This window comes from Campylobacter sp. RM16190, assembly GCF_012978835.1.
Lineage (GTDB): Bacteria > Campylobacterota > Campylobacteria > Campylobacterales > Campylobacteraceae > Campylobacter_A.
Genome location: NZ_LIWS01000001.1, coordinates 249,474 through 265,874 on the forward strand (window position 1 = coordinate 249,474; position 16,401 = coordinate 265,874).

Here is a 16,401-nt window from a genome sequence, read left to right on the forward strand (position 1 = left end):
TTTAAGCCTCCTAAAGAAGAGGCTTAAAAATATCTATAATACAGCATATTTCGCCCAAACACAAACATCAAGGCTATTTAATTTACCAAGAGTTTCTTTTGATATTTTTTCATCGACAAGAACAACCGCAAGCGCAAATCCATGCTGATCTCGACCCAATCTAAAGTCTGCAATATTGATTTTTTCATCTGCCAAAATAGCACTAATTTTTGCAATTACTCCAGGCACATCGGAGTTTTTAAATATTATCATCTTGCCTTTTGGCTTAAAGTCGGTTTTAAATCCGTTGATACCCACTATGCGTTGATCCGATTCATCAAACACAGTTCCGCTCACTGATGTTATACCGCTATCTGTAGTAACTTTTACTGTCACTCTGTTTTTATATCCACTCTCTGGCACACAAATAGCATCTGTTAAAATTCCTTTTTCATCGGCTAAAAATTTGGCATTTACATAGTTAATACCATCCCCTAAACTCTCTTTTAAAACGCCTACAAGAGCGAATGTAAGCATAGATTTTATGTAGTTTCCTATATATCCTTCCGCCTCAACCTTAATAGCCTTTACAGGCGCGTGAGTCATTTGTGCCGCTAAAAAAGACATCTTGGAAATTAGCTCTATATAAGGTTCTAAAAAAGGAGGTAGATCCTCTGTCTTGATAGGCAAATTTAAAGCATTCGGATAGCTTATGCCACGAGCTGCACTGATAGCCTGTTCCGCTGCCGCGATAGCGATATTGCTTTGAGATTCAAGAGTATTTGCACCAAGATGAGGAGTAACGCTAATATTATCAAGATCAAGCAGAGAGTGATCTGTCGCAGGCTCTTTGGAAAATACATCAATACCCGCAAAGGCTATCTTGCCACTTTTTAAGGCTTTTTCAAGAGCCTCTTCGTTATAAAGCCCGCCACGTGCGCAGTTTATGAGTCTTACGCCATCTTTCATCTTTAAAATTTCATTTTCACCTATTATATTGGTAGTCTCTTTTGTCTTAGGAGTATGGATGGTGATAAAATCGCAAGCCAAAATATCATCAAAATCCCTAGTATAAGTTCCGCCCATATCAGTTACCTTAGATGGATCTATATATGGATCATAGGCTATTATTTGCATACCAAAGGCAGCAGCTCTAATAGCAACCCTTGAGCCTATGTTACCAAAACCTATAACACCTAAAGTTTTGTTAAACAGTTCAACTCCGTACCATTTTTCGCGCTTCCATATTCTATCGATTTTTAGGGCATTATGAGCATAAGGAAAACTTCTAGCAGCCGCCAACATATGAGCCATAGTTAGTTCAACCGCTGCAATCGTATTTGCCGTAGGAACGTTCATAGCGATAATTCCTCGCTTGGAGCATCCATCTATATCTACGTTGTCCACACCAACGCCTGCTCTAACAAGAGCTTTTAAATTTTTAGCCGCATTTAAAAACCTCTCGTCTACTTCTGTAGAGCTCCTGGTTATCGCTACATCCGCTTCACCTATAATCTCCAAAAGCTTATCTTTTGGTACAGAAGTAGCGTCAACCACCTTTATATTTTCTTCACGGTTTAAAATTTCAAAACCAACCTGATGAATCGCATCACATACAATTATCGTTTTCACAGCTTAACCTCCATAATTTGCGAGTGTATATCATACGTTTTAAGATCATCTATAACACGATTTAATATACTGACATCTTGCGTATTGATATATATTAGATTTTTAGAATTTTCTTTTATTACACTAAAATCGACAGAGATATTTTTAAGAGTTTGACTTAGACAAAACATAGAATATATATCATTTTTATCTATTATTAATTGATAGACTCTTTTTTTAAAATTATCTTTTTCGCTATTTTTAAACTCTATAAATATCTCATTTGCAGCTAAAATATACTCTTTAGGAGTCAAATTTGCAAGTTTATTAACCCAGGAAACTTCATTTTTGCTTCCATTTGACTCAACTTCTTTTATAATATCTTGCTTTTGTGGTATTCCTTGAGCTAAATTTGCGTTTGCATATCTCCATAGAAAAAACCCACAGAGACATACAAACGCCAGCAAGCAAACAATCACAGAAGCAAGCAGATGTCGTTTCATTTAATTTCTAAATTAAGACAGCTGCTCTTTTATAATATCGCCCAATGTAACCTTGTCATTACTATTTATTTCATTTAGAACTTCACGTTCTTTTTGTTTAGCCAAGCGTCTTATACTTAGGCGAATTCTATTCTTTTTCTCGTCTATAAAAGCTATTGCGGCTTCGATATTATCATTAATATTCAGATCCTCGGCTTTTACACTCCCCATATCCTCTTTACGGATTAAGGCATCAACGTTGTCACCAAGCTCTACAAATATACCAAACTCTTTAATATCGCGAATTTTACCGGTTACTATATCACCCACATTGAACTTTTTAGCATAGGCTTGAACAGGGCTTTGTTTTAAATCTTTTAGACTTAGAGATATCTTTTGTTCGTTATTATCTATCTTTATAATCTTGACTTCAACTTCGTCGCCTATTTTAAACATATCTTTGCACTTATCGTTTCTATCCCAAGAAGCGTCTTCGTTGTGCAACAATCCCTCTACTCCACCAATTTTAACAAAGGCACCAAAATTAGTAACTGTAGTAACAGCTCCTTTTACCACGTCACCTTCTTTAAATTTAGAGTTAAACTCGTCAAACGGTTTTGGAAGTAGATTTTTAAGGCTAACTCTTAAACGACGATCGTTAGCGTCTATCTCTATTACCTCTACATCAAGCTCTTCGCCTTCGCTTATATGATCTTTAGGATTTTTTATATTTTTATCCCAAGAAATTTCAGATATGTGCAAAAATCCTTCTATGTCATTTCCAAGATCTACAAAAGCGCCATAAGGCTCAATATTGCTGACTATTACTTTTATGGTATCGCCAACTTCCAAACTATCTTTAATCTCATCCCAAGGATCCGGCATAGCAGCTTTTATAGATAGTGAAAGGTGTTTTTTCTCATTATCGTATTTAATAACCTTAACTAAAACCTTATCGCCTTCTTTATAAATAGATCCAGGATTTACAGGGCCTTTGTAACTAATTTCACTATAGTGAACAAGCCCGTCTACTCCGCCAACATCTACAAACATTCCATAAGTTGTGATCTTCTTTACGGTGCCTTCGATAGCGTTTTCATTCGCGATTATTGACGAAATAGCCTCTTTTTTCTTCTTGCGATCTTCATCTAGCAGTCTTTTTCTGGAAACAACTATACTTTGTTCCTCTTTATCAACCTTGATAACTTTAACTTTATAAGTTTTTCCCATTACGGAATTCGCATCTTTAAATCCACTTTGAGATTTTGGTAAGAAAAACTCGATTCCGTCATTATTTTGAGCTACGAAACCGCCTTTGTTTTTACCTATTATTTTAACATCAAACACATCTTGATTATCTTCGTTGTAAGAGTCGATATATGCCTTAACCTTCTCTTTTCTTAAAGCTTTTTTGTGAGAAACTATTGGTCTTCCACCGCGAGAACCGGTTATAACAACCTTAATAGTATCATTGATGTTAAATTTTAAATTTCCGTTTTCATCGCTAATCTCGGATATATTTAAAATACCTTCCGATTTTTTACCTACATTGACGAAAACCTCATCACCTTTGATATCAACGATAGTACCGTCGCTATCCTCTTCAGTCTTTTTAAAAGACTCCTCTAACATCGCAGCAAAGTCTTCGTCTTCTATAAGCTCGTCCTTCGCTTTATTGATTTGAACATCTTTGTTCACCGCAGCCATCGTGATCCTTTTGAGTATATTTTGCTTGCACTATTTTTAGTTGCAATTAGCCAGATTATACTTAAAAATAACTTATTTGTAGATTAACTCGCGAGAATTTGGGACTAAAATAGATATCCTTGAGTAATTTTAAACTCAATTTTTATAAATTTAAAATTATTCAATTAAGCATAATATATCTGCTAGTTTTTAAATTCTTCTATCTTTTTTATAACGTTTTGTATGATCCAATCAGGCGTGCTAGCTCCAGCACTTACTCCGCAGTGATTTTTATTCCTAAACCACTCCTCATTGAGCTCACTCTCATTTTCTATCAGATAGCTATCGTTGCAAAAATTTTTAGATATCAGATATAGCTGCTTTGTATTGGATGAATTTTTTCCGCCTATTATTATCATCACATCGGCTCTTTCGGCAAGCTCTTTAACAGCCTCTTGGTTTTCCAAGGTCGCATTGCAAATAGTGTTAAAGACTCTAACCTCTTTTGTTTTAAGCATTAAGTAGTTTACTATCTGCATAAATTTTTCAACCTTGCGCGTAGTCTGGCTAACTACAGCAACTTTTTGCGAAAGCTTTATGTTATCTAGTTCGCTCTCATCTAAAACTACATAAACCTTTCCCTCTGCATATGATTTTACACCTTTTACTTCAGGATGATTTTCATCCCCAAAAATGACTATATCATAACCCTCTTTGCTCATTTTTTCACAAATTTGCTGTGGCTTAGTCACGAACGGACATGTCGCGTCAATAATTTTAATATCGCTATTTTTTAGTTTAGACAGATCGTTTTTAGTAATGCCGTGAGTACGTATAATTGCCTTTTTTTCCTCGGTTATCTCGCTTATTCCTTCTAGGGTTTTTACATTAAAGTTTATCTTTAATCTATTAATCTCTTCATTATTATGAATAAGAGGTCCGATAGTAGCAGCATCTTTTGCATTTTCAGCGATTTTTATCGCACGTTTTACTCCAAAACAAAATCCATAACTACTTGCAAGCTCAATCTTCAACGCTAGCTCCAAGCTCTCTTAAAATATTGCTAAAATTCGGGAAAGAAGTAGAGATAAATTCACTCTTTTCTATTACCATGCCGCATTTTAATCCTAAAATCGCAAAGCTCATAGCTATCCTATGGTCACCGTGACTATCTATTATAGCGCTATTTAGCTCTCCTCCTGTCACGCTAAACCCATCGTCAAATTCACTTACTTCAAGACCGCATTTTCTAAGACCCTCTACGACAACAGATATCCTATCGCTCTCTTTTACACGAAGCTCTTTTGCGTTTCTTATTACGCTCTTTCCTTTGGCATTTGCAAAAGCTATTGCTAGAGCAGGAATCTCATCAATAAGCCAAGAGATATTTTCATCTACCTCCACGGCTCTAAGTTGAGAATATTTAATCTCTATATCTCCGATACTTTCATATTCGCTTGAAGTCTCTTTAAATTTAATATCAGCGCCCATTTTTTCTAAAATTTTATAGGCTTCTATACGAGTTTTATTTAAAAGAATATTTTTTAAAATTAAATGCGAATTTGGAATTATTGCTGCGGCAACAGCGAAAAAGAAAGCCGAGCTAGGATCGTTTGGCACAAAAATTTCAAGCGGTTTAAGAGGCGATTGCATAGGAGATACTTTAACTTCAAGATTATTTCTTACAAGCTCTGCTCCCATACCCTTTAGCATTCTTTCTGTATGATCACGGCTTAGTTCAGGCTCGCTTATAACGCATCCATTTGATTTAAGTCCTGCTAAAATAAGTGCGGATTTAACTTGAGCGGAAGCGATTTTACTTTCAAATTTAAAATACTCAAGTTTGCCTCCCCTGATACAAAGAGGAGCCATATCTCCATTATTCACACCATCTATCTTGGCTCCTACGCTTATTAATGGCTTTCCCACTCTAGCCATCGGACGGCGATTTAGATACTGATCTCCGCTTAGTACAAAAAATCCGTCAGTTGCAGCCAAAAATCCCATAAGAAGCCTCATTGCGGTTCCGGAATTTCCACACTCAAGCACAGAGTGCGGCTCCTGCAATTTTTGAGGTGGAATTATAGTCATAACTCCGTTTTCTTCTGATACTTTGGCACCTAAAAGCTTAATTATATTTAAAGTGTTTAATGTATCTTCAGCCTTTAGATAGTTTTTTATTGTGGACGGCTTATCACTTAATAGCGAAAATATAGCACATCTATGAGATATCGATTTATCCGCCGCTATAACCTCTAATTTCGCTTCAATCCTATTTTTTAAAGCAAAAATTTTCATCTCACTCCGATATTTAAATTTTTCTTCAAACTGTCTAAAATTTTATCCATTATCAGCGCTACCTCTTCATCTTCAAGCGTTTTTTCTATATCTTGGAAAATAAATTTCACAGTTAAACTAGAATTTGAACCTAAATTTTTATCTCTATATATATCAACAGGTAAAAATTCCTTCAAGAATCCTATTTTAAGAGCATTAATACACTCTTTTATAACTTCAAATTTCATATCATCAGGTACAATCAAGCTCAAATCTCTGCTTATTGCCGGGAATTTAGAGTAGGCCTTTACAGCAACGCTACTAAATTTAAGCTTACCAAAATCAACTTCGCAAAGATAGGTTTTAGGTAGATCAAATCTATTCTCAACAACTACATTAGCTCTACCTATATAGCCTACTTTAATACCATTTCGATAAATTTCAGCCTGCTCAAATTCGCTTAGATAATTTATATCTTTACTAGGTTTTAGTTCAAATTCTCCAATCGCATTCCTAACTGCAGAGGCAAAGCTTAAAAAGCCTATTTCATAAGGCTTGGCTGAATTTAGTAAACTTGGCTCCTTCACAAGTCCGCTAACTACAAACCCAAATCTCTCGCTTTGGTTTCCATTCTCATCAAAAACACTTCCGAATTCAAAAATTTTGACTGATTTTTTTGAATTTTTAATATTTCTTTCTGCAGATTTTAAAAGATGGTTTACAAGAGTCGGACGAAGAGTGTTAAGCTCATTATTTATAGGATTTGCGATCTCTACTTTACAAGGTTTAAAGCCAAGCTCATTTAGCTCATTCAAATCATCAAATACATAATGAACAGACTCAAAAAAGCCGCTACTAGCCGCTTTGAGTCTTAAATTTAACGCATTTTTATAATCTACAAAAGTATCGTTGATACGATTTTGTTCGCTAAATTTCAAAGGTTTTGAAGCAATATTATCAATACCTATGATTCTAACGATCTCTTCGCATACATCTTGAGCGTTTATGATATCGTGGCGAAAATGAGGAACTTTGACATTCGCACTATCTTTTTCTACATTGAAATTTACCTCAAATCCAAGCTTTTTAAGGATTTTGACGACATCATTTTTCAAAACCTCTTGCCCTATCATCCTATTCATTTCGCTCATAGTAAAGCTAACCACTCGTGGCTCTTTTTGCAAAATACTCTGTTGAGAGCCTGCATATATCAAAGCGCTCTTTGATCCTGCAAGCATTTTAAAGAGATAATCTGCTCCAAAATTTATGTTAGGTTCGCTCCCTCTTAAGGTTCTATAAACATAATCGCAGCGCGGCATTTTTTTATCTTCGTATATCGTAGTAGCAATTATTTCAGGATTTGTGTAGCTTGCCTCTATAACGATAATTTTACTGTTATCATCTATTTTAGCCGCATCGCTTTGATAAATTCCAGCCACTCCTAAATTTTCGCCGCCTACCATAATCTTGCTTGCAGAGTGTGCATCCTTATCTATATCAAAAACAACTCTACCATCATCTTTTTTAAGCTTGTCATAATCATACGCGTTAAATATGACTCCGGTAGAGTAAGCAACGTATTCTAACAATCTTTCTACACAGTTTTGCTTGCTACACTCAATGATTGCCAAACGCATCTTCATAAGCAAATTTTCGCTAAATTTCTCTTTTAGTTCAAAAGCTCTATATTGAAGATTACTTTGTATATTCTCCTCTGTGCGCAGAGTCAAGATTCTACCTATTCCCAGTAAATTTTCAGCCTCTTCATATCTGCTCACATCCTTTAGCGGCAGATCAAGTGCTGCCGATAAATCTCTGGCTAAGCCGTAAATACTAAGGCAATCACCCCTATTTGGCGTAAGGTCGATCTCTATAATATCATCGTTTATCAATGGATATTCGCAAAGCTCTCGTCCAAGCTTTAGCTCGCCTATACTCTCATCAAGAGGCAAAATTCCATCATTTACCTTCACTAGCCCAAGCTCAGTTGAAGAGCAGATCATACCATTTGACTCAACCCCTCTAAGCTTGGTCTTTTTTATCTCTAGCCCGCTTGGCATGACAGCGCCGATTAGCGCCACCGGCACAAACTGTCCAGCTTCTACGTTTTTAGCTCCACAAACTATCTGTAAGGTCTGGCTTCCGACATCTACCTGGCATACGCTTAATTTATCCGCATCAGGATGCTTATCTCTACTCTTTACATATCCAACAACAATATTTTTAGGGATTTTTACAGAGTTAAAGCTATCCACCTCAAGACCGATAGAGTTTAGAGTCTTTAAAATCTTCTCACTATCTACATTTGCTATATCTACCCACTCATTTAGCCATTTTTTTGAAAATATCATTTAAACTGCTCCAATAATCTTAAATCTCCCTCAAAAAGTGAGCGCAAATCAGGAATTTGATGAAGTAACATAGCAAATCTCTCAACTCCAAGCCCAAAAGCATATCCGCTTACGTTTTTATATCCTACCGCTTTAAATACGTTTGGATCTACGACACCGCATCCAAGCACCTCAAGCCAGCCCGTCTGCTTACATACCCTACATCCACAGCCCTTACAGAATATACAGCTTATATCAACCTCCGCACTTGGCTCCGTAAACGGGAAGAAACTTGGACGGAAGCGTACTTTTACATCACCAAACATATATTTTAAGAAATTTTCTAAGATACTTTTTAAGTTTGCAAAGCTTACAACGCCTTCATCCTCTACCACAAGCCCCTCTACCTGATGAAACATCGGAGTATGAGTTAAGTCCATATCACGGCGAAATACCGCACCTGGAGCTATCATGCGAATAGGAGGCTTAGTGCTCATCATCGTTCTAACCTGCACAGGGCTCGTGTGAGTGCGAAGCAATCTAAAATCCTTAAAATAAAAGGTATCTTGCATGTCGCGCGCAGGGTGATACTTAGGCAAATTTAACGCCTCAAAGTTATGAAAATCATCCTCTATAAGCGGGCCTCTTTCTAACGAGAAATTTTGCATCATAAAATACTCAATTATCTTATCCATTGTAGCCATTACAGGATGAAGAGCACCGGCACTGCTTGGCTCATTAAATAGTGTAATATCAATGGCTTCAGCCTTCATTTTGGCCTTTATCTCACCACTTTCAAGCTCAGTTTTTTTAGCTGCCAAAAGCGTTTCAAATTCATCACGCATCTTATTTAAATTTGCAGCGAAAGCCTTCTTCTCATCTTCGCCCATATTTTTAAGTTTGGCAAATTCAGAGGTTATGATGCCTTTTTTACCAAGCAAATCTACGCGAATTTTGTCGAGATCGGCTAAATTCTTGCATTTACTTATATTTTCTTTATACTCTTGCAATTTCTTACCTTGTATTAAAATTTTGGACTATTTTAGCTAAAAGTTTTTGAAGTGTTGATAAAAGAGACAATGCGACAAATCTATAAAGTATTTAATACCAATCCGATTATTAAAATTAATTATAAAAATTTATAGATTAAATTCTTTTATTAAAAACAGGAATCTCGTCTATAGAACGAAATTTAAATCCTTTTAATCTTTGCATCTCTTTTATTATTAAATTATTATCTGTATTAAAATTTAAATTTTGAATATCAGTGTAAACATGTTGAAGTATATAATTCATGCTTGCAAATAAAACATTATCTAATGTTTTATTGACAGGAATTAGCATATCATATCGCTTGCCATGATGAAATTTACATATTTTAGCAACACTTCCATGTTCATCATCTGTTATAAAAAATTCAAATAACGATGGTTCTGTCATAAAGTGATAGATAAAAAAATGAATATTTACACCGCTTTTATTATTTTTGATAGCAAAAGGCATTTTAGTAAATCCAATGCACTCTGTTAAAATTTTCATTTTATCCTCAAAACCAAGATTCAAAAAATATTCAGATATTTTGCTTAAAACTACCAATTCTTTAGCTGTTATTGTTTCATTTCTATAACCTATTTCGCTCACAAGACCACCAATAAGATGAACCATATTATCAAGATTATCCATTGCCAAAATATTAGTTAATCCGTATTTGGATATATAAAAATCATTTTCATTCAAAAAACTTTGTTTCATTGCAGTATTGATTTTAGAATATCCTGGTAACGGACACCAATTTATATCTATAAAATCTTCTCCATAAAAATAAGTTTCAGTAGGATGCTTATTTATTTGTATAGTTATAGGCTCCAAAAATCTCGTTGTGCTTTTTCTATAAAATATATTCGCACGTTCAGGATTTCCGATATTGTATTTTTTCATAATAGATATAATAACAATAAACATGACATCCAGAAAGTTATAAAAATTTCCTTTACAGCTTAATATACTATTAGTTTCTGATTCGTATTCTTTTGAATCGATATGACAAAATTCATCGACTGAAATACCTATTCTATCAATAAACTCTTTGCACATACTATCAAATTCATAGAACTGATATATAAAATTTAGTTGCTCATATATAAATATTTTTGCTTTGTTCTGGTTTGTAATTTTATAAACAATATTTGATATTAAAACTTTAATATGTTCTTTCTCTTGACTGCTGGCAGGATGAAGAGATATTTCCTCTCTAAGTTCAGAAAATGTATATTTATCACCAAACATTATATCCTCCCATAATTTGAGAGAATACACTCTTTTATTTTTTCTGAATTTCCTATGTTGTATTTCAACATAACACTAAGCGTAATAATCTGCATAGCAATCTTGCCGTCTATTGACGGAGCTAATCCTTCCTCAAAAAGATCATAAATTACATCGCTAGCTTCAGTATCGCAACTAAATAAATCTGCATTATAAAACTCATATTTTGGAATGCCCGACATATCTATAAAACTTTTACATAAAATATCACTATCATAAAAAAAATACATAAAATTAAGCTGTTCATATACAAATTTTCTAGCTTCATCTATATTGTTAATTTTACTATGAGCTTTTTTTATTGCTTTTGCAAGCACATTATTATATTCTGTATGCACTTTCTTATCATTGGTTTTATTATTAATCCAGCCAACAAAAATAGCAACAATAAGCATAACAATAATTAATTCTTGATTTTCTATCATCTTAACAACTCCTAGCAATAATTCATTAATAGCAACTAAAAAATATATTTTATTGAAGTTGCTCAATAAAAGAAGAAATCATCAAAAGCTTATCTAGCGAGCTTTTAAGAAACTCTAAATCTACATCCCTAGAGGTATAAGCCGGATTATCTGGCACCTCAAAATTACTAACTAAATCTACAAGCTGTCTAGCGCTATCAATCTCATCGTTAGGCACAGAAAATCCTTCTGATGACAATACAGACCATATATCTTCGGTTCCTAATATATCTTGCATTTTGCGCATTTTAGATTCCACAAGATGCTTAGTAAGCAATACGATTACATCTGTATAGCTTTCCTGCTTACCCCCTAGAAGCCTTTCAATAGCTTGATAATACTGAGTCTCAATAGAAAGGATGCAAACCATTATTAATCCTTTATTTTAAAAATATTTTTTATCTATTTAGAAGTATATATATATATATATATTAATTTTTGCTTGCAGGAACAAGGCTCAATTTTATACTATATTTTGTTATAATTTGAAAATTTTAAACAGGAGATAATCATGACAATTTTTGAAAAGATAGTAGCAGGCGAAATCCCTTGCAACAAGGTTCTTGAAAACGATAAATTTCTAGCTTTTAACGACATCAATCCAAAAGCGCCTATCCATATCCTCATCATTCCTAAAAAGCACTTTAAAAATTTCCAAGAGATGGACGCTACGCTCATGGGAAAGATGACAAAATTTATCCAAGAGGTTGCAACTCTAATGGGGCTTGATAAGAGCGGTTACCGCCTCATCACAAACAACGGAGAAAACGGCGGTCAAGAGGTTATGCACCTGCATTTTCACATGCTTGGCGGAGCAAAACTTAACTGGACTGACGCCGCTACCGATCCGCAATCAACTTTTTAATTATATTTTAAAGGCGAGCCACACTATCAAGCTCGCCTACTTGTTAAACTCTATCTTAAATCTTTAAGCCACTCATTAAGCGAATTTATCTGCTTTTGCACACTTAAATTTGACGTGCCGCCAAGCGAAGTTCTGGCCTCTTTTGAAGCGTGCAGATCTAAAAATTTAACCGCATTTTCATCTAAATTTTCATCCACTTCTTTTAACTGCTCAGAGCTTAGCTCGCTTAGATCAACGCCCAAACTCTCGGCCTTTGCCACAGCCTTACCCGTGATAAAGTGAGCGGTTCTAAACGGCACGTTTTTTTCTCGCACTAAGAAATCAGCCAGATCGGTTGCGCTTAAATGCCCTTTTTTAGTCGCCTCAAGCATATTTTTTTCGTTAAATTTAGCCTCTTTCATCATCTCATTTAAGATATGAACCGATGTAAGCGCGGTATGCACACTATCAAAAACCCCTTCTTTATCCTCTTGCATGTCCTTGTTATAGGCTAACGGCAAGCCTTTCATAGTAGTTAAAAGAGCTATCAAATTTCCATTTACGCGACCCGTTTTTCCGCGGATAAGCTCGGCTACATCGGGGTTTTTCTTCTGCGGCATGATCGAGCTTCCGGTAGAATACCTGTCACTAATAGTTACAAAGCCAAATTCTTGCGAACTCCAGAGTATCAACTCCTCGCAAAGACGCGAAGCATGAGTCATCAAAACGCTTATGTTAAATAAAATTTCCATAGCAAAATCACGATCCGAAACGCTATCCATCGCATTTTGCGTAACGCCGCTAAATTTAAGCTCTTGCGCCACAATCTTTCTATCTATAGGATGTGGTGTGCCCGCAAGCGCAGCTGAACCCAGCGGACAGAGGTTATTTCGCTCATGCGAGCTTGAAAATCGCTCATGATCACGCTTAAACATAAAGGCATATGCAAGCAGATGATAAGCAAGACTAATCGGCTGAGCGTGCTGAAGGTGTGTAAAACCTGGCATTAGCGTATCAAGATGTCTGTTCGCAAGAGAGTTTAGAGTAGAGATGAGAGAGTAAATTTCATTCATGATTTCAAGCGAACTGCGCAGCACATAAAGGCGAAAATCGAGCGCAACCTGATCGTTTCTACTGCGCGCCGTATGCAGCCTACCGCCAAGCTCGCTTCCAATGATCTCGCTTAGGCGCTTTTCCACGCTCATATGGATATCTTCGTCTTCGATTTTAAACTCAAATTTGCCCCCTTCTATCTCTGATAAAACCGCGTCAAGCCCTTTTATGATAGCCTCCGCTTCATCAGGCTTTAAAATCCCACAAGCTCCAAGCATCTTAGCGTGAGCCTTGCTGCCTGCGATATCTTCGCGATACAAATTCTTATCAAAGCCGATAGAGGCGTTAAACTCCTCAAGAAGCCTTGAACTAGCCTCGCTAAACCTTCCCGACCACATCTTTTTCACTGCCTACCTCCTTAATGTTCTACTTATTATTATAAACACGATTATCACGCCAAGCACCATGAGAGCGGATTTTATGATATATTCTTTACGCTCTTTTTGCGCTTTTGGCGAACTTGCACTAAGCCTAACCTTAACCTCATCTCCACCGCTCGTCTTTATCGTAAGTATATCGCCTTCCATTCCGCTTAACTTCACGCTTAGAGTGTTTGTTCCGCTTTGCTTGACTGCGGAATTTAAAAGCGCGGACGAGTTGTAAGAGTAGCTCGTAAGCAGATCATTACAATCCTTTGGGCGAAAGAAAATTTCATATATCATATCAGGCTTTACGCTTAGCACATCGCCATCGCTTGCTTCAAAGTAAGGAAATTTAAGCGTCTTAGTTTTAAAATTCCACTTTATCTGCTTGGGTTCATTTTCCTGCGTATAGCTAAAAACTGCGGTGTAATCGGTGTTAAAGCTAAACACCTCTCTTGAAAACGCCGCAAACTGATGAGATGAAAATTTGCGGTTTATGTCGCTTTTTTGATCTAGAATTTTTAAATTTCTAAGTTTCTCATCGCCTTTATAAATTTCAAAATTAAGAAATTTTATATCTTTTAAACTCTCGTTAAACTCTATACTTACAGGGTTTGCAGTGATTTTGCACTCAGGAAACGGATCTGGAACTTCGCCGCTAAAATACGGCACAACAGGAGCTTTATCAGGGAATTTTACATACTGTTTGGTTGATTTTAAAAACCCCTCAAGCCTAGTGTCTTTTACTTTGATATCTTTATTCGCACAGACATTTGTGTAGAATTTACCGGGGTCGTTATCACTTGCACCTCTTTTGCAAAAGCTATTAAGATTTGAGTTGCCCATCAAAAAGACATAAGCGCTAAATTTATCAGAAGTTGCAGCGTCAAAACCCACTTCATTTACGCTTAAATTTAAAAATGCAAAGCGATGATAAATCGCTGAAAAAAGCCCGTCTATGGAGGTTATAAAATCGCTCTTATAAGCTATATTTTCAAGCACGTGCATGGAGTGATAGCCTGCGGTTTTGGCTCTTTCGCTAGGCGTTGAGCCTGTAAATTTAGCAAGACCTGAGCTTTCATCATGCCCCATATGATTGTGAGCTAGGCTATATTCGGCGTGATTTTTTGAGGCTAGACTTAGGTTTTCGTTAAATTTAAACCCAAACAGTCCCGAGCCTCTTCGGTAGTCGTTTAAGTAGCTAAGCGCGTCACTATCGCTTATATAAGAAAATTCAGGCTGGCTTGCCTCTTTAAGCCTTGTAGGGTCGTAACTGCTGTCACAACCCGCAAGTAAAACAAGCCAGACTCCAATCAGCCCAAATTTAAGCTTTAGGGCCTGCTTTTGCGTATTCAACGCCCTCTTTCACATCTTCGTATCTTTTAAAATTCTCTTCAAACATCTTAGCTAGCTTATCTCTCATCGCGATATACTCGCTTGAATCAGCCCATGTATTTATAGGGTTTAAAAGCTTGGTTTCAACCCCGCTTAGGCTCTTTGGAATAGCTAGATTAAATTTCTCAAAATTTTCAAACTCGCACTCTCTGATGCTTCCGTCAAGTATGGCATTTATGCAAGCGCGAGTGGCTTTTATACTCATTCTTTTACCAACTCCGTAAGCACCACCGCTCCAGCCAGTATTTACAAGATATACATTTACGTTGTGCTTATCGATCTTCTCACCCAAAAGTTTGGCATAAACGGTTGGATGAAGCGGCATAAACGGCTCGCCAAAGCAAGCTGAAAATGTCGCTACAGGCTCGGTTATACCGCGCTCTGTTCCTGCAACTTTAGCCGTGTATCCGCTTAAGAAATAATACATCGCCTGCTCTTTTGTAAGCTTTGCAACAGGAGGAAGCACGCCAAATGCGTCTGCCGTTAGGAATATAATGTTTTCAGGATGGCCCGCACTTAGGCTTGGCTCATGGTTTTCTATATGCTCGATAGGATAGCTTACGCGTGTGTTTTCAGTCTTGTTTCCATCTTTATAATCAACCACTCCGTTTGCGTCCGCTACGACATTTTCAAGAAGAGCGTTGCGTTTGATAGCGCCGTAAATTTCAGGCTCGCTCTCAGGGTCTAGATTTATACATTTTGCGTAGCAGCCGCCTTCGAAGTTAAACACGCCGTCATCATCCCAACCATGCTCGTCATCGCCTATTAGTTTGCGGTGTGGATCTGTTGAAAGGGTGGTTTTACCTGTTCCGCTAAGCCCGAAAAATAGCGCCGTATCACCATTTTTACCTACGTTTGCAGAACAATGCATACTTAGCTTACCCTCAAGCGGAAGCCAGTAGTTCATCATAGAAAAAATTCCTTTTTTCATCTCTCCGCCATACCACGTTCCGCCGATTACCGCGACGTTTTCTTCCACGTTAAAGATAACAAAAACTTCTGAATTTAGTCCGTCTTCTTTGTAGTTTTCATTTGAGCATTTGCAAGCGTTATACACTACAAAATCAGGCTTAAATTTAGCTAGCTCGACCTCATTTGGTCTTATGAACATATTTTTTACGAAATGCGCTTGCCAAGCAACCTCAGTTACAAATCTAACTGATTTTTTACTCTTATCGCTTGAACCGCAAAACGCGTCTTGCACGTAAATTTCCTTACCGCTTAGCTGCTCTTTGGCTTTTTTTAAAAGCTTGTCAAAAAGCTCTTTTGATATCGGTTTATTTACTTTGCCCCAAGCGATGTATTTGCCGCTTGGATCTTGCTTTACGAAATACTTATCTTTAGGGCTTCTTCCGGTAAAAATTCCCGTATCAACCATAAATGTTCCGTTGCTACTTACTCTGCCTTCGTTATTTTTCTTCTCGTGCTCGAAAAGCTCGTCGTAGCTTAGGTTATAATAGACGTTTTTAACGTCCCTCAAGCCTAGTTTTTCAATCTCATTTACCATTGCTTTTCCTTTTTAAATTTTATCGT

Annotated in this window: 14 protein-coding genes; 1 reads left to right on the top strand and 13 read right to left on the bottom strand. The window is 36.5% G+C overall.

Features of this window, described 5'->3' with window-relative positions; genetic code table 11:
* Window positions 1-33 precede the first annotated feature (33 nt).
* The 10 genes from serA to CDOM16190_RS01380 all read right to left on the bottom strand — a co-directional run bounded on the left by serA (window position 34) and on the right by CDOM16190_RS01380 (window position 11,524).
* Window positions 34-1,611: a phosphoglycerate dehydrogenase gene (serA, locus tag CDOM16190_RS01335; protein WP_170018561.1), complete on the bottom strand. Its 1,578-nt coding sequence runs from the start codon at window positions 1,609-1,611 to the stop codon at window positions 34-36.
* Window positions 1,608-2,093, bottom strand: a complete 486-nt coding sequence (locus CDOM16190_RS01340) for a hypothetical protein (RefSeq protein WP_170018562.1) — start codon at window positions 2,091-2,093, stop codon at window positions 1,608-1,610. Before CDOM16190_RS01340 ends, serA begins: the two co-directional genes overlap by 4 nt.
* A 12-nt stretch (window positions 2,094-2,105) precedes the next feature.
* A complete protein-coding gene (locus CDOM16190_RS01345; RefSeq protein ID WP_170018563.1) occupies window positions 2,106-3,779 on the bottom strand; it encodes a 30S ribosomal protein S1 in 1,674 nt (557 codons plus the stop codon).
* A 182-nt stretch (window positions 3,780-3,961) separates the two neighbouring features.
* A complete protein-coding gene (locus tag CDOM16190_RS01350) occupies window positions 3,962-4,792 on the bottom strand; it encodes a 4-hydroxy-3-methylbut-2-enyl diphosphate reductase (RefSeq protein WP_169974258.1) in 831 nt (276 codons plus the stop codon).
* A complete protein-coding gene (gene aroA, locus CDOM16190_RS01355) occupies window positions 4,782-6,056 on the bottom strand; it encodes a 3-phosphoshikimate 1-carboxyvinyltransferase (protein WP_170018564.1) in 1,275 nt (424 codons plus the stop codon). The genes CDOM16190_RS01350 and aroA overlap by 11 nt, the downstream gene beginning before the upstream one ends.
* A complete protein-coding gene (gene pheT / locus CDOM16190_RS01360; protein ID WP_170018565.1) occupies window positions 6,053-8,386 on the bottom strand; it encodes a phenylalanine--tRNA ligase subunit beta in 2,334 nt (777 codons plus the stop codon). The genes aroA and pheT overlap by 4 nt, the downstream gene beginning before the upstream one ends.
* Window positions 8,383-9,375 (bottom strand): phenylalanine--tRNA ligase subunit alpha, encoded by a 993-nt coding sequence (gene pheS / locus CDOM16190_RS01365; RefSeq protein ID WP_170018566.1) that lies wholly within the window; start codon window positions 9,373-9,375, stop codon window positions 8,383-8,385. The genes pheT and pheS overlap by 4 nt, the downstream gene beginning before the upstream one ends.
* 136 nt (window positions 9,376-9,511) lie before the next feature.
* Window positions 9,512-10,651, bottom strand: a complete 1,140-nt coding sequence (locus CDOM16190_RS01370; RefSeq protein ID WP_170018567.1) for a hypothetical protein — start codon at window positions 10,649-10,651, stop codon at window positions 9,512-9,514.
* Entirely contained in the window at window positions 10,651-11,115 is a 465-nt protein-coding gene (locus tag CDOM16190_RS01375) for a hypothetical protein (protein ID WP_169974269.1), read from the bottom strand. Before CDOM16190_RS01375 ends, CDOM16190_RS01370 begins: the two co-directional genes overlap by 1 nt.
* 49 nt (window positions 11,116-11,164) lie before the next feature.
* Complete coding sequence (locus tag CDOM16190_RS01380; protein ID WP_169974271.1) at window positions 11,165-11,524, bottom strand: hypothetical protein; 360 nt, start codon at window positions 11,522-11,524, stop codon at window positions 11,165-11,167.
* Window positions 11,525-11,665: 141 nt separating this feature from the next.
* On the opposite strand from CDOM16190_RS01380, the gene CDOM16190_RS01385 reads away from it, so the two are divergent.
* Entirely contained in the window at window positions 11,666-12,019 is a 354-nt protein-coding gene (locus CDOM16190_RS01385) for a histidine triad nucleotide-binding protein (protein ID WP_170018568.1), read from the top strand.
* Window positions 12,020-12,069: 50 nt separating this feature from the next.
* Here CDOM16190_RS01385 and argH read toward each other — a convergent pair whose 3' ends face one another.
* From argH to pckA, 3 genes are read right to left on the bottom strand one after another with little or no spacing between them, the layout of a single operon-like run.
* Complete coding sequence (gene argH, locus CDOM16190_RS01390) at window positions 12,070-13,449, bottom strand: argininosuccinate lyase (RefSeq protein ID WP_170018670.1); 1,380 nt, start codon at window positions 13,447-13,449, stop codon at window positions 12,070-12,072.
* Window positions 13,450-13,461: 12 nt separating this feature from the next.
* A complete protein-coding gene (locus CDOM16190_RS01395) occupies window positions 13,462-14,829 on the bottom strand; it encodes a CAP domain-containing protein (RefSeq protein ID WP_170018569.1) in 1,368 nt (455 codons plus the stop codon).
* Window positions 14,798-16,375: a phosphoenolpyruvate carboxykinase (ATP) gene (gene pckA / locus CDOM16190_RS01400; RefSeq protein WP_170018570.1), complete on the bottom strand. Its 1,578-nt coding sequence runs from the start codon at window positions 16,373-16,375 to the stop codon at window positions 14,798-14,800. The genes CDOM16190_RS01395 and pckA overlap by 32 nt, the downstream gene beginning before the upstream one ends.
* Between the last annotated feature and the right edge of the window lie 26 nt (window positions 16,376-16,401).

Excerpts from the sequence above, each read along its gene's own strand:
- aroA (WP_170018564.1), bottom strand. The coding sequence starts at position 6,056 with ATGAAAATTTTTGCTTTAAAAAATAGGATTGAAGCGAAATTAGAGGTT.
- pheT (WP_170018565.1), bottom strand. The coding sequence starts at position 8,386 with ATGATATTTTCAAAAAAATGGCTAAATGAGTGGGTAGATATAGCAAAT.
- CDOM16190_RS01345 (WP_170018563.1), bottom strand. The coding sequence starts at position 3,779 with ATGGCTGCGGTGAACAAAGATGTTCAAATCAATAAAGCGAAGGACGAG.
- CDOM16190_RS01370 (WP_170018567.1), bottom strand. The coding sequence starts at position 10,651 with ATGTTTGGTGATAAATATACATTTTCTGAACTTAGAGAGGAAATATCT.
- argH (WP_170018670.1), bottom strand. The coding sequence starts at position 13,449 with ATGTGGTCGGGAAGGTTTAGCGAGGCTAGTTCAAGGCTTCTTGAGGAG.
- pckA (WP_170018570.1), bottom strand. The coding sequence starts at position 16,375 with ATGGTAAATGAGATTGAAAAACTAGGCTTGAGGGACGTTAAAAACGTC.
- CDOM16190_RS01375 (WP_169974269.1), bottom strand. The coding sequence starts at position 11,115 with ATGATAGAAAATCAAGAATTAATTATTGTTATGCTTATTGTTGCTATT.
- CDOM16190_RS01340 (WP_170018562.1), bottom strand. The coding sequence starts at position 2,093 with ATGAAACGACATCTGCTTGCTTCTGTGATTGTTTGCTTGCTGGCGTTT.
- CDOM16190_RS01385 (WP_170018568.1), top strand. The coding sequence starts at position 11,666 with ATGACAATTTTTGAAAAGATAGTAGCAGGCGAAATCCCTTGCAACAAG.
- CDOM16190_RS01380 (WP_169974271.1), bottom strand. The coding sequence starts at position 11,524 with ATGGTTTGCATCCTTTCTATTGAGACTCAGTATTATCAAGCTATTGAA.